A 22,519-nucleotide genomic window follows, 5' to 3' on the forward strand; every position below is an offset into this window, starting at 1 on the left:
GCCTTGCCGGCCCGACTAAGCTGCAAGGGACCAGGCGCTCAAGGGTAGCCCATGCAAGACTCCCCGCTCATGCTGATCAACACCGCCAGCACCCTGGCGCTGGCCATAGTGGCGCTCTGGCTGGGTTATCGGATCAACCACAGGATCGGCCTGCTCAACCGCTTCAATATTCCGCCCGCGGTCAGCGGCGGCTTGCTGATCAGCACGCTGGTGGCGCTGCTGGAATGGGCCAGCGGCTGGCAGATCCGCTTCGACCTGCAACTGCGCGACCTGCTGCTGATCGGCTTCTTCAGCACCGTCGGCCTCTCGGCCCGGCTGCGTCAGATGCTCGAGGGCGGCAAGGCGCTAGCGATCCTGCTGGGCCTGGCCGTGCTGTTCCTGTTGTTCCAGAACCTCACCGGCACGGCGCTGGCCATGCTCGCCGGGGAAAGCCCGCTGTACGGCCTGATTGGCGGCAGCATTTCCCTGGCCGGCGGCCACGGCACCGCGCTGACCTGGGGCAAGCTGTTCGAGGAGCACTTCGGCCTGGCCAATGCCAGCACCCTGGGCATGACCTTCGCCACGGCCGGATTGATCAGCGGCGGGCTGATCGGCGGCCCGGTCGCGGCCTTCCTGATCCGCCGGCACCGACTGTCGCCGGCCCGCCAGGAGCCCGAGCTGCCGCACATCGAGGTCGGCAAGCGCACCACCTACCTGATCGACCTCAACAGCCTGCTGACCGCGGTGCTGCTGATGGCCTTGTGCTTCGCCCTGGGCGCGGCCGTGTACGACTGGCTCGCCGCGCTGGGCACGCGCCTGCCAGCCTTTCTGACCGCCATGTTCCTCGGCATCCTGCTGAGCAACGGTCTGGAGCTGTGCAAGGTCGAAGTGGATCAACGGCCCATCCAGCTGATGGGCGAACTGAGCCTGCAGCTGTTTCTCGGCATGAGCCTGATCAGCCTGCCGCTGCTGTCGCTGCAGGGCGCGCTGGGCATGATCAGCCTGGTGATGCTGATCCAGGCCGTGGTGATCGCCCTGTTCAGCGTATGGCTGATCTTCCCCCTGCTCGGGCGCGACTACGACGCGGCCTGTATCAGCGCCGGCTTTATCGGCATGGGCCTGGGCGCCACACCGGTGGGCATCGCCAACATGAATGCGGTAACCGGCCGCTTCGGCCCCAGCCCCAAGGCCTACCTGGTGATACCCCTGCTCGGCGCCTTCTTCATCGACATCGCCAACGCCACCCTGGTGCAGACGCTGCTGGGTCTCGGCTGGTTCGGCGGCGCCGGCTGAATACGCCTGCGCAGGCAGGCTGCGCCGCTGCAGCAGCGCCGCGACAACCGGGCTACTGCACGGTAATGCTGATCTTCTGCGACATCACCGGCGGATCGAACGGCACATGGTTCTTGTCGCCGACCAGCAGCTGCAGGCTGTGCTGGCCCGGCGCCAGGCTCAGTTCGGTCTCGGTCTGGCCCTTGCCGAAATGGCGGATGTTGTCGGTGGCCGGCAGCGGCATGTCCATGGCCGGCAATTCGGCGACATCCACCAGCAGATGGTGGTGGCCGGTGGCGGGCGCATCCGTGCCGGCCGGTGCCACGCCCATGCCCTTGAGGCCGAACTTGACGGTGAAACTCTGCCCCACGCTGGCGCCGTCGGCCGGTTCGATAAAGTACACCTGCGCGCCTTCCGGCGCGGGGGTGCGCGGCATTTCCGCCCAGGCCGAAGCGAGGGGCGCGAGCAGCGCGGCGAACAGACCAAGACGGGCGAGCACGGGATTCATGGCGGATACCTCAAAGCAAGACGAGAAGCTATGACTCTAGTCCAGTGACGCGCCCTCGCCCGCCACCTCGTCTAGCACGGCCAGTGCGCAAGCCGCCTCGGTCAGCTGTTCCTCGTTGAAGACCCGTACCCCGGCGCGCCGCAGGGCCGCCGCGGTGACCCCCTCGCCAGCGACCCGGGTGCCGGTGAAACTGCCGTCGTAGTTCTCCAGGTTGCCGCAGGAGGGGCTGCGCGCCTTGAGCACGGCCAGGCGGATGCCGTGCCGGCGAACCAGCGCCAGCGCCTGCTCGGCACCGGCGACGAAGGCGGCGCTGACCTCGGCGCCGTCGGCGCACAGCACCGGCCGCTCGCCATCGAGCACCAGGCCGCCCTGGCCACCGGGAATCTCCGCCGGTGGGCGTGGCGTCGGCAAGCCGCCGGCCACCTCGGGGCACAGGGCGACCACCCGCCCCTCGGCCTGCCAGCGCTCGAGCAGGCCGAACGGGCCGTGGGCACCGCCGTCGTAACGCACCCGGTGGCCCAGCAGGCAACGACTGACCAGGATTTTCTGCATGAGATGCGACTCCAGTTCGAATCGCTCGACCCTAAATGCCCTGGCGGATAAGCACAAGCCAGCGGTCCGGGCGAGACCCGTGCAGCGCTTCCCTGCGCCGTCGGCGGTCCTAGGCCGCCGCCTTGGCCCCGGCATAGGAGGGCCGGGCGAAGATCCGCCGAACCATGGGTTCGAAGGCCTCCAGCGGCAGGGTATCGTAGTCGGGATCGAAGGCCGCCTGATCCCACCGCTCGCAGAAGCGCGTGGTGCGCTCGAAGGCCGGATGGTCGCGGTACTTGTCGCGCTCATGGCGGTCGCGGCCCAGGTGATGGAAGAAGTAGTAGCCCTGGAAGATGGCATGCTTGGCCAGCATCCAGTGGTTCTCCGCCGAGATATAGGGCTTGAGGATGGCCGCGGCCAGCTCGCCATGATTGTAGGGGGCCAGGTCATCGCCGATGTCGTGCAGCAGGGCGCAGACCACCGTTTCCTCGTCTTCACCATCGCGCAGCGCGCGGGTGGCCGCCTGCAGGGAGTGCTCGTAGCGGTCGACCGGAAAGCCCAGGGCATTGCCCTTGAGCGTCTGCAGATGGGCCAGGACGCGATCGGCCAGGCCCCGTTCGTATTCGTCGCAGTGCTTTTCGATGGCCAGCCAGTCCTCGGCGCGGGCCTCGGTGAAACAGGTGAAGGTAGGTGCAGGCATTGGCGTACTCCTTGGTGGTTTAGTCGGCATAGTCGGGCTCCTCCTGATCGAGGATGCGCTTGAGTTCGGTGAAATGGAGCTGGGCCAGGTCCGGGTACTCCAGCCACTGCTTACAGGTCTTCTCGGCGATGGCGTGCGGCACCCGCTTCAGCGGCCGTCCGCTGGACATGGCCAGGATCTGGGTTTCGCAGGCCTTCTCGAGGAAATACAGTTCATCGAAGGCCGCGGCGACGCTGGCGCCTGCCACGGTGACGCCGTGATTGCCCATGAACAGCACCGGCTTGTCGCCCAGCGCCGCGCACAGGCGCGCCCCTTCGTCGCTCGCCAGGGCCATGCCGGCGAAATCCTCGTCGTAGGCGATGCGCCCATGGAACCGCAGGGCGTTCTGGCTGATCGGCTCCAGGCGCCCGCCCTCGATGCAGGCCAGCGCCGTGGCATAGGGCATGTGGGTATGCAGGATGCAGCGTGCCTGCGGCACGCCGCGGTGAATGGCCGAATGGATGTGAAAGGCGGTGGGATCGACGGCGCCTGCGCCCTCGAGCACGCGCCCGTCGGCATCGACCACCAACAGTTCGCTGGCGCGCACCCTGGAAAAATGCCGCCCGCGCGGCTGGATCAGGAAACGCGAGCCGTCCTCGGTCAGGGCCAGGCTGAAGTGATTGGCCACCGCCTCATGGAAGCCGAGCCGGGCGGCCCAGCGAAATGCCGCGGCGAGATCGATACGCGCTTGCGTGACATGCTCGTGCATGGGTTGCTCCCCCTGTGAGTCGTGCAGTGAATGGCCGGACCGGCGGCCTTCGCCGCCAGCCCGCGTCGGTTGCTAGTCGGTCTCGGCCAGCCAGGCGTTGATCTGGTCCGGGTGGGCGCTGACCCAGGCCTTGGCCACGGCCATGGGCGCTTCCTTGTCACGACCGATCTTGAGGATCCACTGGTTGATCACCTGCGGGTCGAAGCTCACCCGCTTGAGAAATTTCGCCACCCTGGGCGAGCGCTGCTCGAGGGATTTGGAGTAGGCCACGTAGACGGTGCCGTCCTGCCAGCCGCACTTGACCTCGCTCTTGGCCAGCCAGTCGCTGCTCGAGGTATCGGCCATGTTCCAGCAGCCCTGGGGGTTGTACTGCGGATCGTCCTTCTTGCTGTCCATGGCATAGCCGTCGAACTTGGGTTCCTTGAGCTGACGCAGGTCGTATTCGGCGAAGATCCACTCCGGCGCCCAGTAGTAGAAGAGGATGCCCACTTCCTTGCGGAAGGCCTTCTTCAGGTAGCCCTTGAAGATCGCATCGGGGATCTCTAGCGCCTTGAAGTGCTGGTCGTAGCCAAAGCTCTTGGCCTTGACCAATTCGGCCTTGGTCGAATCCCAGCTCGGATCGCCCGGCCAGAGGTCGCCCTTGCCGTCGCCGTCCTGATCGAACAGCTTGGCCACCTCGGGGTCGGCCAGCTGTTCGATCGAGGTGATGCCGTACTTGTCCTGAATGTAGCCGGGGATGAACAGGCCCTGAGTCCCGGTGTAGGGGTGCTCGTTGACCACCACGCTCTCCCTGGAGCCCGGCGCGATGTACTTCTGCCACTGCTCGCCGTGCTGCGGCATCCACAGATCGGGGAGCACATCGACGCTGCCGCGGCCCTTGTCCATGCTCATGAACATCAGCGGCTGATCGACGGCGACTATCCTCACGTCGACCCCCAGGCGTTCCTCCATGACCAGCTTGAGTACCGACTGAATGCCGCGGGCGCCGTCCCAGGACAGCTCGCCGATGCTGATGGTTTCCTTCGCCACGGCACTGGTGCCGACGGCCAGGGCCGAAGCCAGAAGCAGGGATTTCACTGCAGTCTTTAACATTGCCTATACCTCTTGTTGTTGTAGTGCACGCCTTGGTTGGAATCGATGACGATCTTGCTTGGCCCTGGCGGGCTCAGCTCTTGCTGCGCCGGCCCTGGACGATGCGGTCCAGAACCATGGCGCTGAGGACGATGGCGATACCGGCGAGCAGGCCCTTGCCGGTCTCCAGGTGCTGCAGGGAAAACAGCACGTCGTAGCCCAGGCCGCCGGCGCCGATCAGCGCGGCCACCACCACCATGGACAGGCTCATCATGATGGCCTGGTTGACCCCGGTCATGATCGAGGGCACCGCCAGCGGCAGCTCCGCCTTGAACAGGATCTGCCGGGGGCTGGCGCCGAAGGAGAGCATCGCCTCCTTGACGGCCTCGGGTACCTGCAGAATGCCCAGGGTGGTCAGGCGGATCATCGGCGGCATGGCGAACACCACGGTGGCCAGCACGGCCGGCGGCTTGCCGATGGAGAAGAAGGCGATGGCCGGGATCAGGTAAACGAACGAGGGCATGGTCTGCATCATGTCCAGGATCGGCGTGATCAGCGCATTGGCCCGCCGGCTCTTGGCGCACCAGATGCCGATGGGGGTGCCCAGCAGCAGGCAGATGAACACCGAGGCAGCCACCAGGGCGATGGTGCTCATGGCCTTTTCCCAGAAGCCGAACAGGCCGAGATAGAGCAGCGACGCGGCGGTGAAGATCAGCACCCGTGAGCCGGCCAGGCGCCAGGCCAACAGCAGCACGATCAGGGCCATCACCGGCCAGGGCGTGCCGACGAACATCAGCTCCAGGGCATCGAGGATGGCGCGCACGCTCAGGGTAATGACCTCGAACAACCCCTCGAAATTGACCGTCAGCCACTCCACCGCCGCATCGATGACCTCGGCCGTTTGGCTGGCGATGCCCTCGCGAGTCGGAAACTCGGTGACCCATGCCGAGACCGTCGGCGCGCCGAAGCGATAGATGGTCAGCGGGTAGGTGGCGGCCATCAGCAGCGCCCCCTGGGCCACCCGCCAGCTCGACAGACCGTGGCTCAGCCGGCGATCGATGCGCCAGCGCACATAGCGCGCCTGATAGGCGACGTTAGCGCCAAAACCCAGCAGCAGCCGCGCCGCCAGCAGCAGTAGCACGCCGCCGGCCAACAGGCTGGAGGTCGCAGGCTCGCTCCACAGGGCCCGGGCAAGCAGGATCAGCGCCGCCACATCGGCCCCGGCGGCCAGCCAGAACAGCCACCAGAGCCCGCGGGCCGCGGCCCACAGCGGGCCAAGCAGGGTGGCGGCGAGGTTGAACGGCAGCGCCGCCCAGCCCTTCTCGCCCAGCCGCGCGAACGCCTCGGCGTAGTAGTCGGCGGAGCGGTGGGCGAACTCTTGCAAGGGAGCTTGCTGGCGGGTGTCAGTGTGCATGGCTGCTCTCCCCCTGAATGCCGCGCAACAGGTCGCGGGTGGTGACGATACCGACGGCCTGGCCGGCGGCGACGATGAGGATCGGCTTGTCGCCGCACACGGCCAGATCGGTCAGCTGGTCGAGGTCGGCGTCGGGGCCGGCGGTGGGGCAGCCCGCCGGCGGCTCGCCGTGACTGGCGCGGTAGGCGGCGATCGGCTGCATCACGCTGCGGGCGCTGACCAGATGCAGGCGGGAGATGCCCTCGACGAACTCGGCCACATAGTCGTCGGCCGGGGCGGTGATGATCTGCTCCGGGGTGCCGACCTGAACCACCCGCCCGTCCTTCATGATGGCGATGCGATTGCCGATGCGGATGGCCTCGTCCAGGTCGTGGGTGATGAACAGCGTGGTCTTCTTCATCACCGCCGCCAGCTCGAGGAACTGGTCCTGCAGCTGCCGGCGGATCAATGGGTCCAGGGCGCTGAAGGGCTCATCCATCAGCAACACCCGCGGATCGGCGGCCATCGCCCGGGCCAGGCCGACCCGTTGCTGCATGCCGCCGGACAGCTCGCCCGGCATGCGCTCCTCCCAGCCGCTCAGCTGCACCAGGGCCAGCTTGGCCTCGGCCACCTTGATCCGGGTTTCCTTGTCGACCCCGCGCAGCTCCAGGCTCAGGGCGACGTTGTCGCGCACCGTCAGGTGCGGCAACAGGGCGGTGTGCTGGAACACCATGCCGATCTTCTCGGCACGCACCTGACGCAGCGCCTCGGCGCCCAGCTGGTTGATGTCGCCGCCGTCGATGAGGATTTCGCCGGCGGTGGGCTCGATCAGGCGGTTGATATGCCGCACCAAGGTCGACTTGCCCGAGCCCGACAGGCCCATGATGCAGAAGATCTCACCCTCGGCCACGCTGAAGCTGGCATCGGCCACCCCCACCACGCAGCCGTAACGCTCACGCACCTGATCCTTGTCCAGTCCCTCGGTGCGGATCGCGGCCAATGCCTCGTCGGCCCGCGAACCGAAAATCTTCCACACATTGCGGCACTCGATGGCCGCCTGCTGGCTACCCGTCATCACGCTTTCCTCTCGGCAACTGGCATGTCGGTCATGCCTTTCTTGTTTTCTGACTCGAGCCCTGCCTGCGGGGCCGGTCTTGGGCGCACGACCTGTCGAGGCCGCGCGTCGCACGCAATCGATAATTCCTGCTTATTCGTCGGAAGTTGAGAACAGGCCGCACACGAGTGCTTTCAACCGCGACTTGTCTGGATTTAAATCTCGATCAGGCGCATTGACAATCAATCAATATTGATCTAATGGATTAGCCACGGTAATCCATAGAGCACAACCATGAGCCAGCGTCTTCCGCCCCTCAATCTCCTGCGCGGCTTCGAGGCCGCCGCCCGCCACCTGAGTTTCACCCGCGCGGCCGAGGAACTGAACGTCACCCAGGCCGCCGTCAGCCACCAGATCAAGCTGCTGGAGGAGCACCTGGGCATGCCCCTGTTCCAGCGCATGATCCGCAAGCTGCGCCTGACCGACGAGGGCCAGACCCTGCTACCGGTGGTGCAGGACGCCTTCGCCCGGATCGCCGACACCCTGGCCACCCTGCGCGCCGACGAGGGCAAGCACACGCTGACGGTCGGCCTGGAGCCCTCCTTCGGCGCCAACTGGGTGTCGCCCCGCCTCGGGCGCTTCTGGGCGCAGCATCCGGGGGTGGACCTGCGCCTGCATCACTCCCGCCATCGGGTCGACTTCGCCCGCGAGGAGCTCGATCTGGCGGTGCGCTGGGGGCGCGACGACTGGCCCAACCTGAGCGCGGAACGGCTGATGGGGCTGGCCTTTACCCCGGTCTGCAGCCCCGCCCTGCTGGAGGGCGCACAACCGCTGCGTACGCCGGCCGATCTGGCCCGGCACACGCTGCTGCACGACTGCGACTACGACGGCTGGCGCCAGTGGCTGACGACGGCGGGGGACCAGGAGATCAAGGCGGAGAGCGGCATCGTCATCGACGACACCAACGTACTGACCCAGGCCGCGATCGACGGTCAGGGCATCGCCCTGTGCGGCCTGGCCCTGGTCACCAACCACCTGGCGGCGGGACGGTTGGTCAGGCCCTTCGCCCACTGCATCGACACCGGGCTGGGCTACTACGTCATCTGCCCGCCGGCCGCGCGCCAGCGCCCGCTGGTCAGGGACTTCATCGACTGGCTACACGCGCAAGCGGCCGTCGACGGCGCCATCGGCGAGTGAGGGAGGGCCGGGACGCGCACTCACAGTGTGGTGCGCCGCCGCTTAGGACAGGCCGGGGCCGCGGCGGCGGAACCAGCCGGTCAGCGACAGGCGTTCGCGGCTGGCCGGCAGCACCTCGTGCGGCATGTCGGCGGAGAGGAACACCAGCAGGCTGCCGGCTTCGGGGAGCACGTCACGGGTGCTGCCGTCGGCCAGGTACAGACGCAATTCGCCGCCCTGGCCGGGCTGCCAGTCCTGATTGAGGTAGAACACCGCCGACACCGTGCGCCGGTCATCGTCGCGGAAACGATCGAGGTGCTTCTGGTAGAAGGCCCCCGGCGGATACAGGGCGAAGTGGCTCTCGTAGTCCTCCAGGCCCAGGTAGAGCCCACGGTTGAGCGCCAGGCGCAGCTCGTCGAGCAGCGCCAGGTAACGATCGCAGGCCGCCGACTGGCCGCGCTCCAGCCACTGGATTCGGTCGCCGCGGATGCCCTCGTTGACCGTCTGGGTGCTGCCGCGACCGATGTTGGCCGGGCTCAAGGCGCCCTGCGCGGCACGCGCGCGGCACTCTTCGGCCAGTTCGAGGGTCAGAGTCTGAGAAGCGAACAGCGGTTGCAGCGACCAGCCGTGTTCGGCCAGGTCGTCGACGATGTTCGCCAGCAACGGGAGAGGGGCGGTATTGGTCATGGCGGCGATTCTAGCAGCCCGTCGGCAAGCCTCACAGGCTCGTCACGGCGGCTCGACAAGCCCGGAACCGCCATCGAGAATAGCCGCCCGCCCGACAGGAGTCTGTATGCGTGCCCTTTGTGTTGTCTTGTTGTCATTGCTGAGCCTGCCGAGCCTGGCCGACACCTACCTGCAGCTGTACCAGAGCGCCGGCTGGCCACAGCAGCGGGCGCACTTTCTCGACGCCCTGAACGCCACCCAGGAGCGCTATCGGGGCAGCCTGCCACCGGCGCTCTACGACGCCCTGGTGAACAACAGCAACCGCCGCTTCGCGCCGCTGGCAATGGATCGGCGCGCCCAGCAGAGCCTGCGCCAGAGCCTGGCCGACCCCGCGCCGGCCCTGGCGTTCTTCCAGTCGCCGCTGGGCCGCAAGGTGGTCGCCGCCGAACTGCTGGCGACCCGCAGCGAGCAACTGGCGCGCTACGCCAACGGCCTGCCGCGCAGCGAGGCCGACGCCACCCGGCGCCTGCTGATCCGCCACCTGGCCCAGGCGCTGCCGGCCGGCGAAGCCGGCGCCGAGGTCAGCCTGGCCCTGGCCGGGGTCGCCGCCGACAGCCTCAGCCAGATGATGCCCGGCCTGTTCGGCGGTGATGCCGCGCAGACGCTGCTGGACAGCCAGCGCCAGCGCCTGGTCGAGCAGATCGCCAGCGACCTGGACAACACCCTGCTGCATGTCTATCGCGAGCTGTCCGATCCGGAGCTGGAGCAGTTCGTCGAGTTCGCCCAGTCCAGCGCCGGCCAGGCCTACTACCAGGCCGCCCTCGCGGCGCTGCGGGCGAGCCTGGCCGTGGGCCAGCCCGCCAGCAGCCTGATGCCGGTCCAGGGCAGCTGAAGGTTCAGTCCAGGCGTTCGCGCAGAAAGTCGAAATAGCGCCGGCGCAAGGCCTCCGACTCGTTGGCCAGGTGATGGCGCGCCTGCGCCAGGCGCAGAATCTCCGGCTCGGCGAACTTGCCCTTGAGCACCTCGAGGTTGTGCGCCCAGTCCACCGTCATGTCCGCCTCACCCTGGACGATCAGCGGGCTGCGCTCGCTGCGCGGCGCCTTCTCGATGCGCGGCACCCACTGGCTCAAGGCACCGACCCAGGCGGTTGGCAGGCTGCGCGGCTGCAAGGGGTCGCCGTGCTCGACGAACTCGACGAACGCCGGATCGTTGGAGTTGTCGCTGAAACGCCGGGGAATCTCACGAACGAACGGCCTGAGCAGGCGGTAACTGAGCTGCGACCAGCCCCAAGCCCGCGGCCGCACCAGCGGCGCCAGGAGAATGGTGCGGCCCACCTCCGGCGCCGGCTGGCCGTTGAGCAGGTAGTCGATCAGGATGGCCCCGCCGGTGCTCTGCCCACACAGGTGCCAAGGCTGCGGCAGCCCCAGGTCGGCGGCCTGCAACAGCGCACCCTGGAGCACCAGCTGGTACTCGGAGAAGTCGTCGATGCTGGCGCGCGCGCCACTGGACAGTCCATGCCCCGGCAGGTCGAACGCCAGCACGGCAAAGCCCATCTGCAGCGCCCACTCGACCACATGGCGGTACAGACCGCTGTGGTCGTAGTAGCCATGCACCAGGATCAGCGTCGCCCGCGGCTGCGCCGGCCACCAGACCTGGGCGGCGATGCGGTAGCCGGCCACCTGGAAGTAGCCCAGACGGAATTGCCGGGCCGGTACCGACTCCAGGCCGTAGAAGCGGAGATAGGCCTGCTCGTGCGCCGACGCCCCGGTTGCCGCGTCCAAGGGTCGCAGGCTGGCACTCAGGTCATCGGGCTGAAAACGTTCTGGCATGGGGCTTTCCAATCATTCGCACAGGCTTTCCGGGCGCTGTCAGCAGCGCCCGGCCAACTGCCAATATTCTGCTGGCGAGCCGGCCATGGCAAGCTATGCCGTCCCCCGCCAGATGCGTCGCCATGCCCCGTCCCAGCCGCAAGACCCTGCTCACCGGCCTGATCGCCCTGCTCTGTTGCGGCGCCCTGCTCGCCGCCTACCAGTGGTTCCAGGCCCGCTACCTGAGGCCCTTCGACGAACGGGCGGCGCTGTTCTCGGGTGCCGAATTGCGCCTGCCCGATGAGCTGGCGGGGCCCGGCCCGATCCGCCTGGTGCATTTCTGGGACCCGGCCTGCCCGTGCAACGTCGGCAACCAGCAGCACCTGGCCGAGCTGTTCGAGCAGTTCGCGCACAAAGGGGTGACCTTCCATGTCGTGCGCAAGCCCGGCAGCACCGCCCCCTTGCCGGCCAGCCTGGGCTCCCTGGAGCCCCTGCCGCAGCTGCCCGGGTCCGACCAGCTGCCGGCCAGCCCGGCCGTGGCCATCTGGGACAGGCAGGGTCAGCTGGCCTATTTCGGCCCCTACAGCGAGGGCCTCACCTGCAATTCGAGCAACAGCTTCATCGAGCCGATACTCGAGGCCCTGGCCGCCGGGCGCACGGTGAACGCCAGCAACACCCTGGCGCTGGGCTGTTTCTGCGACTGGCAGGCCGGCGACGACTGAGCGAAGGGCCCTCAGCGCGCCAGCCAGGCCTGCGGGGTTTGCCCCTGCCAGCGGCGGAACGCCCGGTAGAACGGCGACAGCTCGGCGAAGCCGCAGGCCCGCGCCACGTCGCGAATCGCCTGGCCGGCCTCCAGCAGTTCCAGCGCGCGCAGACGCCGCACCTCGTCGTGCAGGGCGCGAAAGCTGCTGCCCTGCTCGGCCAGCGCCCGCTGCAGCGCCCCGCCGGAGAGGCCCAGCGCCCGCGCACAGGCGACCAGGCTGCAGGCCTGCAGGCCCAGGTTGAGCGCCAGCCAGTAGCGCACCCGGTTGAGCAGCTGGTTCTCGGCCAGTTCGGCCAACTCGCGCTCGGCCTCGGCGCAGAGCAAGGCGAACAGCCGCGGATTGGCGCTGCGCGACGGCCGAGCGAGCAACGCCTGCGGAAACAACAGGGCATCGTGGGCCTGGGCGAAGCGCGGGGTCAGGCCGAGCAGGCGCCGATGCTCGCCGAGGCGGCGCGGCTGAGGATGACGGAATTCGATGGCCGTGAGGCTGAACTCATCGTCGCTGACGCTGGCCAGCATCTTGCGCAGCAGCACCGCCAGGCACTCCATCTGTTGGCGCAGCGAGCCGATGCCACGGTAGTTGAGGTCGATGATCAGCCGCGCGGTCTGCTCGTGCTCCTCCAGGCGTGCGGCGAAGCCGCCGGAAAGGATGTGCTGGAAGCGCACGAAGCACTCCAGCGCCTGGCGCAGGTCGCGACTGGCCAGCAGCAGGTAGCCGACCACATCCATGGGCCGCGGGCGCATGCGTTCGCCCAGGTGCAGGCCGATGTCGGCATCGCCACTGATGCCTTCCAGCGCCTGCCAGAAGCGCGGCGCGTTGTCATGCCCCTCGCGCGCTTCGAGCAGCGGCGGCGCCAGGGGCAGGCCCCGGTAGGCGCGCCTGTAGGTATCGGTCGGGTCCAGGCCGAGATCGGCCAGGGCCTCGTAGAGCAGGCGGCGCAGGGTCGGCGAATGGGTCAGGGCGGCGCTGGCGGGCATGGCTTCTCCATATGATTGACCAAAGACTTGCAGGCCCTGGTGCATTTGGTCAATGCCAGCAGCCGAAACGCTGCGCACAATGCCCGCCACATCACCCTGAGGATGAGCCGATGAAACGCCGCCTGACCGCCCTCGCCCTGATCGTCGCCGCCACCGCCGCCGGCAGCGCCTGGTACCTGCACAGCAAGCAGCCGCAGCGCGCTGGCGAGCGGGTGCTCGAGCACCTGCAGGCTGCGGTCGAGGTGCGCTACGACGAACGCGGCGTACCGCATATCCAGGCCCGGCACGAGATCGATATGTACCGCGCCCTGGGCTTCGTCCACGCCCAGGACCGCCTGTTCCAGATGGAGATGCTGCGCCGCCTGGCTCGCGGCGAGCTGGCCGAGGTCCTGGGCAGCCAACTGGTCGACACCGACCGCCTGTTCCGCACCCTCGGCATCCGCGCCCACGCCGACGCCTATGCGCGCAAACTGGACCTGAACAGCCCGTCCGGGCAGGCCCTGCAGGCCTACCTGGACGGCATCAACCAGTATCAGGCCAAGGGCGCCAGGCCCCTGGAGTTCGACCTGCTGGGCATCGAGCCGCGCCCCTTCACGGTCGCCGACACCCTCAGCGTGGCCGGCTACATGGCCTACAGCTTCGCCGCGGCCTTTCGCACCGAGCCGGTGCTCAGCTATGTGCGCGACCGCCTGGGCGCCGACTACCTGCGGGTGTTCGACCTCGACTGGCGCCCGCAGGGCGTGCTCGACCAGCCGCTGAGCGCCGGCGACTGGCGCGACCTGGGCGCGCTGGCCAGCCTCAGCCACCGGGCGCTGAGCGATGCCGGCCTGCCGCAGTTCGAGGGCAGCAACGCCTGGGCGGTATCCGGCAGCCGCACCGCCAGCGGCAAGCCGCTGCTGGCTGGCGACCCGCACATCCGCTTCGCCGTGCCGGCGGTGTGGTACGAGGCGCAGCTGAGCTACCCGGGCTTCGAGCTGTACGGCCACCATCAGGCGCTCAACCCGGTCGCCTCGCTGGGGCACAACCGCGACTTCGCCTGGAGCCTGACCATGTTCCAGAACGACGACGTCGACCTGATCGCCGAGCGGCTCAACCCGGACAACCCCGAGCAGGTCTGGTACCGCGGCCAGTGGGTCGACCTGCAGCGCCGCGAGGAAGTCATCCGGGTCAAGGACGCCGAGCCCGTCACCCTGACCCTGCGCCGCTCGCCCCATGGCCCGCTGATCAACGAGGCCCTCGGCGCCACCGCCGGGCAGACGCCGATCGCCCTGTGGTGGGCCTTCCTCGAGACCGACAACCCGATCCTCGAGGGCTTCTATCGGCTCAACCGCGCCGACAGCCTGGCCAAGGCGCGCGCCGCGGTGGAGAAGATCGAGGCACCGGGGCTCAACGTGGTCTGGGCCAACGCCGCCGGCGACATCGGCTGGTGGGCGGCGGCCAAGCTGCCGCGGCGCCCGGCCGGGGTCAACCCGAGCTTCATTCTCGACGGCGCCGGCGGCGAGGCCGAGAAGGACGGTTTCTATCCGTTCAGCGCCAATCCCCAGGAGGAGAACCCGCCACGCGGCTATATCGTCTCGGCCAACTTCCAGCCGCAATCGCCCAGCGGCCTGGCGATTCCCGGCTACTACAACCTGCCGGACCGCGGCCAGCGCCTGGACCAGCGCCTGGCCGACGCCTCGGTGAAGTGGGACCTGGAAAACAGCCAGGCCCTGCAGCTCGACCCCGGCAGCGGCTACGCCCAGCGCCTGCTGGCGCCGATTCTCGACGATCTGCGCGGCGCCGCGGCGAACCCGCGCGAGCGCGACCTAGTCGAGCAGCTGGCCGGCTGGAACGGCGACCACAGCCTGGATTCGACCGCCGCCAGCCTGTTCAACCAGCTGCTCTACCAGCTGAGCGAAAAGGCCATGGCCGATGAACTCGACCCGGCCTTCTATGACAACCTGCTGTCCACCCGCGTACTCGACAGCGCCTTGCCGCGGCTGTGCGCCGACCGCACCTCGCCCTGGTGGGACGACCGTCGCACCGAGGCGGTGGAGCGTCGCGCGGATATCGTGCGCGCCGCCTGGCAGGCGAGCATCGCCCAACTCAGCAGCAGCCTCGGCGAGAACCCGGCCGCGTGGCGCTGGGGAGCGCTGCACAGCCTCACCCACGGCCACCCGCTGGGGCGCCAGCAGCCGCTGAGCTGGCTGCTCAACGTCGGCCCCTTCGCCGCCCCCGGCGGCCACGAGACGCCGAACAACCTGTCGCACAAGCTCGGTGCGGCGCCCTGGTCGGTGGTCTACGGCCCCTCGACCCGGCGCCTGATCGACCTCGCCGATGCCAGCACGGCGCTGGGCAGCAACCCGGTGGGACAGAGCGGCGTGCCCTTCGACGCGCACTACAGCGACCAGGCCGAAGCTTATATTGCCGGGCGCTACCAGCCACAGCACCTGGACCCGGCGGATGTGGCGGCGCACACCCGCAGCACCCTGCGGTTGCTGCCGCCCCGGCAGGCGCAATAGCGCCCAGGCCCCGCTGCGGCGGCGCGCCGGGGGGGCACAAGAGACGTCAAAGGGCAGACCCGCCGCCGGCTCGCGACGGGGAAGCCGGGCGCCAGGGCAACCCCGGCGCCCGGCCCGGCGACAGCTAGCGGCCGCGCTGCGCCGCGCTGCGTCGGCAGGCTTGGCCGAATGCCTCGAACAGGCGAATGGAGTGGGGGTTCTGCGCCGCCAGCCATTCGGGGTGCCACTGCACGCCGAGGGTGAATTGCGGCAGGTCCGGGGCATGGATGGCTTCGATCACGCCGTCTTCAGCATGGGCCAGCGCCTGCAGGCCCTCGCCCAGGGTGCCGATGCCCTGTCCGTGCAGCGAGTTGACCGGGATTTCCTCCTGCCCCAGCAATTCGGCCAGCCAGGTATTGGGCACCAGGCGCACGCTGTGGCGGTCGGCGTATTGCTCGGCCGGCGGCGTGCTGCTGTCTTCGCGATGATCGTTGAACCCCTCGACCGCATAGAGCTTCTGGTGGATGTCGCCACCGAAGGCGATGTTCATCTCCTGCATGCCACGGCAGATGCCGAAGATCGGCAGCCCGCGCTGCACGGCCGCCTTGATCAGCGGCAGGTCGAACAGGTCGCGATCGCGGTCCTGGGCCTTGTCCGGGGTGAGGTTGTCCTGGCCGTAGAGGCTCGGATCGATATTGCTGCCGGCGCCGGTCAGGTACACGCCGTCGGCCAGGGAAAGGTATTGCTCGAGATCGGCGGTGCCGAAGCAGGTCGGAACCAGCAGCGGGACGCAGCCGGAGAACTCGACCAGCGGGGCCATGTACTTGTGGGTCATCACTTGGTACTCATGGCCCTTGCGCTCTTGCATGCCCATGGACATCAGGACGACGGGCTTGCGGGGATTGCTCTGGGTATTGCCAGTGTTGTTGTTGGACATAAATCACCTTGGGGCAGGCTGGGGCCTGCCGTTTTTTTTGCAGGCGGCGTCCACATGGCCTGGAGGCCGCCTGTTGGTACCGGAATTGCCGCCCGCGCAAGCGACTGCGGCGGCGCTGATGCGCGCTGCTGGCAGGCGGGCAAAACCAGGAGCCAGTGTGCCTCGGCCGTAAAATATGTCAAACAAAATGGTTCATTTTGTTAAAGATATCGGACCAACGCTTCGCCCCTATCGGCCCACACACGCCGAACGCGGGGCACAAAAAAGGGTCACCGCGGTGACCCTTTTTCGTTCTTTGGCGACTGAGCACATCAGGCCGTGGCGTGCACCTGTGAGGGGTCGCGACGGCTGTCGGGGCCCTTCATCTGCGCCGCGCCGGTGGTCTCATCCATGGCCTGCTGGATGGCCTTCTTGCGTCTGTCTTCGGCACGCCGGGTGAAGAACCAGATGAGGAAGGTCATCAGCGACACCGACAACAGGATCAGACTGGCTACCGCGTTGATTTCCGGCTTAACCCCCAGGCGCACGGCGGAGAAGATCTCCATCGGCAGGGTGGTGGAGCCGGGGCCCGACACGAAGCTGGCCAGCACCAGGTCGTCCAGCGACAGGGCGAAGGACATCATGCCACCCGCCGCCAGGGACGGTGCGATCATCGGCACGGTGATCAGGAAGAACACCTTCCACGGCTTGGCGCCCAGGTCCATGGCCGCCTCCTCGATCGACAGGTCCAGTTCACGCAGGCGCGAGGACACCACCACCGACACATAGGCGGTGCAGAAGGTGGTGTGGGCGATCCAGATGGTGACGATGCCGCGCTCGGCCGGCCAGCCGATCAGCTGGGCCATGGCCACGAACAGCAGCAGCAACGACAGACCGGTGATCACCTCGGGCATCACCAGCGGTGCGGTGACCAGGCCACCGAACATGGTACGCCCCTTGAAGCGGGTCACCCGGGTCAGCACGAAGGCCGCCATGGTCCCCAGTGCCACCGCCGCCACCGCCGTGTACAGGGCGATTTCCAGCGAACGTGCCACCGCGTTCATCAGCTGGGTATTGTCGAGCAGGCCGACGTACCACTTCAGCGACCAACCGCCCCAGACCGTCACCAGGCGCGAGCCGTTGAAGGAGTAGATCACCAGGATCAACATCGGCAGGTAGATGAACAACAGGCCGACCCACAGCATGATGGTCGAGAAACTGTAACGCTTCATGCTCTGCCCTCCATTTCTTTCGCTTGGTTACGGTTGAACAGGATGATCGGCACGATCAGGATCGCCAGCATCACTACCGCCAGGGCGGACGCCACCGGCCAGTCGCGGTTGTTGAAGAATTCCTGCCACAGCACCTTGCCGATCATCAGGGTCTCCGGACCGCCGAGCAGTTCCGGGATCACGAACTCGCCCACCGCCGGGATGAACACCAGCATGCAGCCGGCGATGATGCCGTTCTTCGACAGCGGCACGGTGATCTTCCAGAAGCTGTTGAAGTTGCTCGAGCCGAGGTCGGACGCCGCCTCCAGCAGGCTCTGGTCATGCTTGACCAGGTTGGCGTAGAGCGGCAGGACCATGAACGGCAGGTAGGAGTAGACGATGCCGATATAGACCGCGAGGTTGGTGTTGAGGATGCGCAGCGGCTCGTCGATCAACCCCAGGCTCTGCAGGAAGCCGTTGAGCAGGCCGTTGTTGCTGAGGATGCCCATCCAGGCATACACACGGATCAGGATGGCCGTCCAGGTCGGCATCATGATCAGCAGCAGGAACACCGTCTGCATCTCCTTGTCGGCACGGGCGATGGCGTAGGCCATCGGATAGCCGAGTAGCAGGCACAGCAGGGTGCTGATCAGGGCCATCTTCATCGAGCCGAGGTAGGCGGCCAGGTACAGCTCGTCCTCACTGAGGAAGATGTAGTTGCCGAGGTTGAGCACGACCGACAGTTGCTGATCGGCCCAGTTGTAGATCTCCGTATAGGGTGGGATGGCCACGTCTGCTTCGGCGAAGCTGATCTTCAGGACGATGATGAAGGGCAGCAGGAAGAACAGGAACAGCCAGACGAAGGGCACGCCAATCACGAAGTGACGGCCCCTGGGTAGACGACGACTGATGCTTCGGGAAATGTTCATGAGCGCAATGCCACCCCGCTGTCGTCCTCCCACCAGACGTAGACCTGGTCATCCCAGGTAGGCCGGCTGCCCCGGCGCTCGGCGTTGGCGACGAAGGACTGGACGATCTTGCCGCTGGGCAGCTCGACGTAGAACACCGAATGACCGCCCAGGTAGGCGATGTCGTGCACGGTGCCGCGCGACCAGTTGTACTCGTGACCCGGCTGCTCGGTGGTGACCAGCAGCTTCTCCGGGCGAATCGCGTAGGTGATGCTCTTGTCCTGCACCGAGGTGCTGACGCCGTGGCCGACGAAGATGTTGCGTTCCAGGTCCGGGCTGTCGATCAGGGCATGGCCTTCCATGTCCTCGACCACCTGGCCGTCGAACAGGTTGACGTTGCCGATGAACTCGCACACCAGGCGGCTGGTCGGGGTCTCGTAGATGTCGATCGGGCTGCCTATCTGGGCGATCCAGCCCAGGTGCATGATGGCGATGCGCTGGGCCATGGTCATGGCCTCTTCCTGGTCGTGGGTCACCATCACGCAGGTCACCCCGACCCGCTCGATGATCTCCACCAGCTCCAGCTGCATCTGCGAGCGCAGCTTCTTGTCCAGGGCGCCCATCGGCTCGTCGAGCAGCAACAGCTTGGGCCGCTTGGCCAGCGAGCGGGCCAGGGCCACGCGCTGACGCTGGCCACCGGAGAGCTGGTGCGGCTTGCGCCTGGCGTACTGGGTCATGTGCACCAGCTTGAGCATCTCCTCGACCCGGGCGTCGATCTCGGCCTTGGGCATGCGGTCCTGCTTGAGGCCGAAGGCGATGTTGTCGGCCACGCTCATGTGCGGGAACAGGGCGTAGGACTGGAACATCATGTTGATCGGCCGCTCGTAGGGCGGCAGGTCGGTGATGTCCTCGCCGTCGAGGAAGATCCGCCCATCGGTTGGCCGTTCGAAGCCGGCGAGCATGCGCAGCAGGGTCGACTTGCCCGAGCCCGAGCCACCCAGCAGGGCGAAGATCTCGCCCTTGTTGATGGTCAGCGACACGTCGTCGACCGCAATGGTTTCGTCGAACTTCTTCGTTACACGCTCGATCTTGACCAACACCTCTTTGGGTTGCTGATCGCCTTCGAGGACCTTTTTATAGGCACTGGAAGCAACTGCCATTACCAAAACTCCCGCAAAAGTAGCGCCCTTCCACCGTGGTCGGGCGTTTGGAATTACTGGCCTGGTCTGCCCCGTATCCAGCTTCGGGTCAGCGGCCTTGTAGCGTGGTCGGCAACTCCGCCGAGATAAACAACTTGTCCAGAACCGCTGGTGACGGGCTCGCTGCCACGTCGTTGCGTACGGCCCGACCCGGCGAAGGATCGGCGTCGCGGAACTAATCGTTGGTCGGGGCCTTCTGGGCCTCACATCGACCTTGGCAAGCGCCTGGGAACGACCGCAGCACCTGGCGGGCAATGGCCGCTTGCGCCCTGATAGGCGGCCCAGCTGCAAGAGGGCTGCTTGCCTATCGAAAGAGACTGCTGGCGGTCAACCGTTCACCGCCAGCCCGTGGGCGCGGCAATCGACGCTCGATCTCGCGGCGGTGCCCGTGGGCGCAGGGGGTACCGGCGCGTGGCCGGGCGGACAGATTGAACTACGCATGCAGACTTCCTTCTTGTTGTTAGGGTTTCTGGCGGGCGGGCCCGCCAGAAACAGGGTGACGCGGTGTCGCCTTACTGGCCGGACTTCACCTTGGTCCAGCTACGAGTGATTGCCCGCTGAACCTTGGGGTTCAGCTCCTTGAAGGTGTAGAGCTTCTTCGAGGCTTCCTCGGTCGGGTAGATGCCCGGGTTGTTGCGGATTTCCTCGTCGACCAGCGGCGTGGCGGCGCTGTTGCCGTTCGGATAGGCGACGTAGTTGGAGATCGGCGCAATCACTTCCGGGGTGAGGATGTAGTTGAGGAAGGCGTGGGCCTCGTCGACGTGCTTGGAGTCGGCCGGGATCGCCATCATGTCGAAGAAGGACGCGGCGCCTTCCTTGGGAATGGCATAGGCGACCGGTACGTCGTTCTTCGCTTCCTCGGCACGGGCCTGCGCCTGGAACACGTCGCCGGACCAGCCCAGGGCCACGCAGATGTTGCCGTTGGCCAGGTCGGAGATGTACTTGGAGGAGTGGAAGTAGGTGACGTACGGACGAATCGTCAGCAGCAGCTTTTCAGCCTTCTTCACGTCGTCGACGCTGGTCGGGTTCGGGCTCAGACCCTGGTAGTGCAGGGCGGCGGCATAGACCTCATCCGGCGCATCGAGCATGGAAACACCACAGGACTTGAGCTTTTCCATGTTCTCCGGCTTGAACATCACGTCCCAGGAATCGATCTTGTCGACGCCCAGCGCCGCCTTGACCTTCTCCGGGTTGTAGCCGATGCCGGTGGTGCCCCACAGGTAAGGGAAGGCGTACTGGTTGCCCGGGTCGGCATTCTCCAGGGCCTTCATCAGGTCAGGGTTGAGGTTCTTCCAGTTCGGCAGCTTGGACTTGTCCAGCTTCTGGAAGACCCCGGCCTTGATCTGCTTGGCCAGGAACTGGTTGGACGGCACCACCACGTCGTAGCCCGAGCCACCGGAAAGCAGCTTGGCTTCCAGGGTTTCGTTGCTGTCGAAGACGTCGTAGACGACCTTGATGCCGGTTGCCTTCTCGAAGTTCTCGATGGTGTCTTCGGCGATGTAGTCCGACCAGTTATACACGTGCAGCACTTTCTCCTCGGCCTGCACGGCACCAGCGAAGGCGCTCGCCAAGGACAACGCGAGAAGGGTTTTGCCGAATAGTTTCATGCGTACAGCTCCTGTTGTTGTAGAAGTTATCCGGTGGGTGCACAGCCTGGCTGTCGCTCCTGCCGGTGGGCCAGGCCTGCGCACTGATGCAGTCTGGCAATGTCGCAGCACTCTTTACAACTTCCAGGCATAACTGCCTGGCAAAACTTGCAACCCCCGTGCCTTACCCGAGTACTTCGGCGGCGGTCAGGTCGAGGCACTGGCGGGCCTTGGCCACCAACTCGTCGATCTCGGCCTTGTTGATCACCAGCGGCGGCGAAATGATCATGGTGTCGCCCACCGCGCGCATGATCAGGCCGTTGTTGAAGCAGTGACCGCGGCAGACCATGCCCACGCTCAGCTCGCTGGGGAAACGCTCGCGGGTCGCCTTGTCCTTCACCAGCTCGATCGCCCCGAGCATGCCCACGCCGCGCACCTCGCCCACCAGCGGGTGGTCGGCCAGCTCGCGCAGGCGTTGCTGCAAATAGGGTGCCGTTTCAGTCTTGACCCGCTCGACGATCTTTTCCTCGCGCAGGATGCGCAGGTTCTCCAGGGCCACCGCCGCCGCCACCGGATGCCCGGAGTAGGTGAAGCCGTGGTTGAAGTCGCCGCCCTGGTTGAGCACCTCGACGATCTCGTCACGTACGATCAGGCCGCCCATGGGCACGTAGCCGCTGGTCAGGCCCTTGGCGATGGTCATCATGTCCGGCGCGTTGCCGTAGAAGTCGCTGCCGAACCACTCGCCGGTGCGGCCGAAACCGCAGATCACCTCGTCGGCCACAAACAAGATGTCGTACTTGGCGAGAATCTCGCGGATCCGCGGCCAGTAGCTGTCAGGCGGGATGATCACGCCACCGGCGCCCTGGATCGGCTCGGCGATAAAGGCGGCGACCTTGTCGACCCCGACTTCGAGGATCTTCTGCTCCAGCTGATTGGCGGCCCAGACGCCGAACTCTTCCGGCGACATGTCGCCACCCTCGCCGAACCAGTAGGGCTGGGGGATGTGCACGATGCCCGGGATCGGCAGATCACCCTGCTCGTGCATGCCCTTCATGCCGCCAAGGCTGGCGCCGGCCACGGTGGAGCCGTGATAGGCGTTTTCCCGGGAGATGATCACCTTCTTGCTCGGCTTGCCCTTGAGCGCCCAGTAATGACGAACCATGCGCAACATGGTGTCGTTGCCTTCCGAGCCAGAACCGGTGAAGAACACATGATTCAGACCCTTGGGGGCGATGTCGGCGATCGCCTTGGCCAGCTCCAGCACCGGCGGGTGGGCGGTCATGAAGAAGGTGTTGTAGAAGGGCAGCTCGCGCATCTGTGTGGCTGCCGCCTCGACCAACTCCTCGCGGCCATAGCCCACCGCCATGCACCAGAGGCCGGCCATGGCATCGAGGATCTTGTGCCCCTCGCTGTCCCACAGGTAGACGCCATCGGCCTTGGTGATGATGCGCGGGCCCACCTCCGCCAGCTGCTGGTAGTCGCTGAACGGCGCCAGGTGGTGCTCGCGGCTCATCGCCTGCCATTCGCGGGTTTTCGGGTTGTTCACGGGTTTGCTCATAGCCACCTCAGATT

General features: G+C 66.8%; 21 protein-coding genes. 5 read left to right on the forward strand and 16 right to left on the reverse strand.

All coding sequences use genetic code 11. From position 1 onward, the window contains the following. The first annotated feature begins 51 nt into the window (after window positions 1-51). Complete coding sequence (gltS, locus tag AB5S05_RS07930; RefSeq protein ID WP_369286960.1) at window positions 52-1,272, forward strand: sodium/glutamate symporter; 1,221 nt, start codon at window positions 52-54, stop codon at window positions 1,270-1,272. A gap of 52 nt (window positions 1,273-1,324) precedes the next feature. On the opposite strand, the gene AB5S05_RS07935 is transcribed toward gltS, so the two are convergent. From AB5S05_RS07935 to AB5S05_RS07965, 7 genes are all read right to left on the reverse strand, one after another. Further along, entirely contained in the window at window positions 1,325-1,759 is a 435-nt protein-coding gene (locus AB5S05_RS07935) for a DUF4399 domain-containing protein (protein ID WP_438943553.1), read from the reverse strand. A 36-nt stretch (window positions 1,760-1,795) separates the two neighbouring features. Next, window positions 1,796-2,311: a 2-thiouracil desulfurase family protein gene (locus AB5S05_RS07940; RefSeq protein WP_369286961.1), complete on the reverse strand. Its 516-nt coding sequence runs from the start codon at window positions 2,309-2,311 to the stop codon at window positions 1,796-1,798. Window positions 2,312-2,420: 109 nt separating this feature from the next. Next, on the reverse strand, window positions 2,421-2,990 hold the full coding sequence (locus tag AB5S05_RS07945) for an HD domain-containing protein (protein WP_369286962.1): 570 nt from the start codon (window positions 2,988-2,990) through the stop codon (window positions 2,421-2,423). Between the two features lie 19 nt (window positions 2,991-3,009). After that, window positions 3,010-3,738: an aldolase gene (locus AB5S05_RS07950; RefSeq protein WP_369286963.1), complete on the reverse strand. Its 729-nt coding sequence runs from the start codon at window positions 3,736-3,738 to the stop codon at window positions 3,010-3,012. Window positions 3,739-3,810: 72 nt separating this feature from the next. Next, complete coding sequence (locus AB5S05_RS07955) at window positions 3,811-4,830, reverse strand: ABC transporter substrate-binding protein (protein WP_369286964.1); 1,020 nt, start codon at window positions 4,828-4,830, stop codon at window positions 3,811-3,813. Between the two features lie 73 nt (window positions 4,831-4,903). Continuing rightward, window positions 4,904-6,223 carry an ABC transporter permease gene (locus AB5S05_RS07960; protein ID WP_369286965.1) on the reverse strand — a complete coding sequence of 440 codons (1,320 nt, stop codon included), beginning with the start codon at window positions 6,221-6,223 and terminating at the stop codon, window positions 4,904-4,906. Beyond that, window positions 6,213-7,277, reverse strand: coding sequence for a quaternary amine ABC transporter ATP-binding protein (locus AB5S05_RS07965; RefSeq protein ID WP_369286966.1), 1,065 nt, complete (start codon window positions 7,275-7,277; stop codon window positions 6,213-6,215). The genes AB5S05_RS07960 and AB5S05_RS07965 overlap by 11 nt, the downstream gene beginning before the upstream one ends. Before the next feature lie 273 nt (window positions 7,278-7,550). Here AB5S05_RS07965 and AB5S05_RS07970 point away from each other — a divergent pair, with 273 nt between their 5' ends. After that, window positions 7,551-8,453: a transcriptional regulator GcvA gene (locus AB5S05_RS07970; RefSeq protein ID WP_369286967.1), complete on the forward strand. Its 903-nt coding sequence runs from the start codon at window positions 7,551-7,553 to the stop codon at window positions 8,451-8,453. 42 nt (window positions 8,454-8,495) lie between these two features. Here AB5S05_RS07970 and AB5S05_RS07975 read toward each other — a convergent pair whose 3' ends face one another. After that, entirely contained in the window at window positions 8,496-9,119 is a 624-nt protein-coding gene (locus AB5S05_RS07975) for a 2OG-Fe(II) oxygenase (protein ID WP_369286968.1), read from the reverse strand. Between the two features lie 106 nt (window positions 9,120-9,225). Between AB5S05_RS07975 and AB5S05_RS07980 the strand changes: the two genes are divergently transcribed. Next, window positions 9,226-9,990: a DUF2059 domain-containing protein gene (locus tag AB5S05_RS07980; RefSeq protein WP_369286969.1), complete on the forward strand. Its 765-nt coding sequence runs from the start codon at window positions 9,226-9,228 to the stop codon at window positions 9,988-9,990. Window positions 9,991-9,994: 4 nt separating this feature from the next. Here AB5S05_RS07980 and bipL read toward each other — a convergent pair whose 3' ends face one another. After that, window positions 9,995-10,927 (reverse strand): phospholipase BipL, encoded by a 933-nt coding sequence (gene bipL, locus AB5S05_RS07985; protein ID WP_369286970.1) that lies wholly within the window; start codon window positions 10,925-10,927, stop codon window positions 9,995-9,997. Between the two features lie 122 nt (window positions 10,928-11,049). Here bipL and AB5S05_RS07990 point away from each other — a divergent pair, with 122 nt between their 5' ends. Further along, window positions 11,050-11,628 carry a DUF6436 domain-containing protein gene (locus tag AB5S05_RS07990; protein WP_369286971.1) on the forward strand — a complete coding sequence of 193 codons (579 nt, stop codon included), beginning with the start codon at window positions 11,050-11,052 and terminating at the stop codon, window positions 11,626-11,628. A gap of 11 nt (window positions 11,629-11,639) precedes the next feature. Here AB5S05_RS07990 and AB5S05_RS07995 read toward each other — a convergent pair whose 3' ends face one another. After that, the gene (locus tag AB5S05_RS07995) at window positions 11,640-12,647 is read right to left on the reverse strand and encodes an AraC family transcriptional regulator (RefSeq protein WP_369286972.1); all 1,008 of its coding nucleotides are present in this window, start codon (window positions 12,645-12,647) and stop codon (window positions 11,640-11,642) included. Between the two features lie 110 nt (window positions 12,648-12,757). Here AB5S05_RS07995 and AB5S05_RS08000 point away from each other — a divergent pair, with 110 nt between their 5' ends. Beyond that, the gene (locus AB5S05_RS08000) at window positions 12,758-15,148 is read left to right on the forward strand and encodes a penicillin acylase family protein (protein WP_369286973.1); all 2,391 of its coding nucleotides are present in this window, start codon (window positions 12,758-12,760) and stop codon (window positions 15,146-15,148) included. A gap of 124 nt (window positions 15,149-15,272) precedes the next feature. On the opposite strand, the gene AB5S05_RS08005 is transcribed toward AB5S05_RS08000, so the two are convergent. The 6 genes from AB5S05_RS08005 to AB5S05_RS08030 all read right to left on the reverse strand — a co-directional run bounded on the left by AB5S05_RS08005 (window position 15,273) and on the right by AB5S05_RS08030 (window position 22,505). Then, complete coding sequence (locus AB5S05_RS08005; protein WP_369286974.1) at window positions 15,273-16,064, reverse strand: gamma-glutamyl-gamma-aminobutyrate hydrolase family protein; 792 nt, start codon at window positions 16,062-16,064, stop codon at window positions 15,273-15,275. A 311-nt stretch (window positions 16,065-16,375) separates the two neighbouring features. Further along, complete coding sequence (locus AB5S05_RS08010; protein WP_369286975.1) at window positions 16,376-17,275, reverse strand: ABC transporter permease subunit; 900 nt, start codon at window positions 17,273-17,275, stop codon at window positions 16,376-16,378. Next, complete coding sequence (locus AB5S05_RS08015) at window positions 17,272-18,183, reverse strand: ABC transporter permease subunit (protein WP_369286976.1); 912 nt, start codon at window positions 18,181-18,183, stop codon at window positions 17,272-17,274. Before AB5S05_RS08015 ends, AB5S05_RS08010 begins: the two co-directional genes overlap by 4 nt. Further along, window positions 18,180-19,322 (reverse strand): polyamine ABC transporter ATP-binding protein, encoded by a 1,143-nt coding sequence (gene potA, locus AB5S05_RS08020; protein ID WP_369286977.1) that lies wholly within the window; start codon window positions 19,320-19,322, stop codon window positions 18,180-18,182. Before potA ends, AB5S05_RS08015 begins: the two co-directional genes overlap by 4 nt. Window positions 19,323-19,873: 551 nt before the next feature. Further along, complete coding sequence (locus AB5S05_RS08025; protein WP_369286978.1) at window positions 19,874-20,968, reverse strand: polyamine ABC transporter substrate-binding protein; 1,095 nt, start codon at window positions 20,966-20,968, stop codon at window positions 19,874-19,876. 163 nt (window positions 20,969-21,131) lie between these two features. Then, on the reverse strand, window positions 21,132-22,505 hold the full coding sequence (locus tag AB5S05_RS08030) for an aspartate aminotransferase family protein (protein ID WP_369286979.1): 1,374 nt from the start codon (window positions 22,503-22,505) through the stop codon (window positions 21,132-21,134). Between the last annotated feature and the right edge of the window lie 14 nt (window positions 22,506-22,519).

This window comes from Pseudomonas zhanjiangensis, assembly GCF_041027545.1.
Classification (GTDB): Bacteria; Pseudomonadota; Gammaproteobacteria; order Pseudomonadales; family Pseudomonadaceae; genus Aquipseudomonas; species Aquipseudomonas zhanjiangensis.